Origin of the sequence: Vibrio sp. TMPB1044 (assembly GCF_030442075.1) — a bacterium.
Lineage (GTDB): Bacteria > Pseudomonadota > Gammaproteobacteria > Enterobacterales > Vibrionaceae > Vibrio > Vibrio satsumensis.
In genome coordinates this window covers 1-631 of record NZ_JAUJED010000031.1, presented here as the reverse complement: position 1 = coordinate 631, position 631 = coordinate 1, and the positions used below count along the sequence as shown (strand labels likewise).

Sequence of the window (631 nt, the reverse complement as noted above, 5' to 3'; positions counted from 1 at the left end):
GTAACAAGGTAGCCCTAGGGGAACCTGGGGCTGGATCACCTCCTTATACGAAGATACTCACGATAAGTGTCCACACAGATTGATTAGGTTTAGAAAAGCAAAGAGATGAAGAACTCCCAAGTTCTTCAAAGTTTGTTTCTACTTTTTAAAGTGGAGATAAATTAGCAGTGTCCCGTTCGTCTAGAGGCCTAGGACACCGCCCTTTCACGGCGGTAACAGGGGTTCGACTCCCCTACGGGATACCATTGGGTCGTTAGCTCAGTTGGTAGAGCAGTTGACTTTTAATCAATTGGTCGCAGGTTCGAATCCTGCACGACCCACCATTCTTTCTCCACGAAGGAATTAAAACTTTTAGTGGGCGATTAGCTCAGTTGGGAGAGCACCTGCCTTACAAGCAGGGGGTCACTGGTTCGAGCCCGGTATCGCCCACCATTCTCTAAATATTCTTGGAAGTTAAAACTCCAAACCACTTCTTATGTCGCTGGTTTGATTTTTCGACTGTGAGAGTCTTTAGAAAATGTGAATTTTAGAACACTGGTTCTTAAAGTCTCATGCTCTTTAACAATTTGGAAAGCTGACTGATTGATTACTTACGAGTAATTCAATCAAATTTAAAAGTTCTCAATGTTTA

3 tRNA genes are annotated in these 631 nt (G+C 43.1%); all 3 read left to right on the top strand.

Features of this window, described 5'->3' with window-relative positions:
- Positions 1-169: 169 nt before the first annotated feature.
- Positions 170-245: transfer RNA gene (locus QQ041_RS20000), tRNA-Glu, on the top strand.
- A 2-nt stretch (positions 246-247) separates the two neighbouring features.
- Positions 248-323, top strand: a tRNA-Lys gene (locus QQ041_RS19995).
- 33 nt (positions 324-356) lie between these two features.
- A tRNA-Val gene (locus tag QQ041_RS19990) sits at positions 357-432 on the top strand.
- The last annotated feature ends 199 nt before the right edge of the window (positions 433-631 follow it).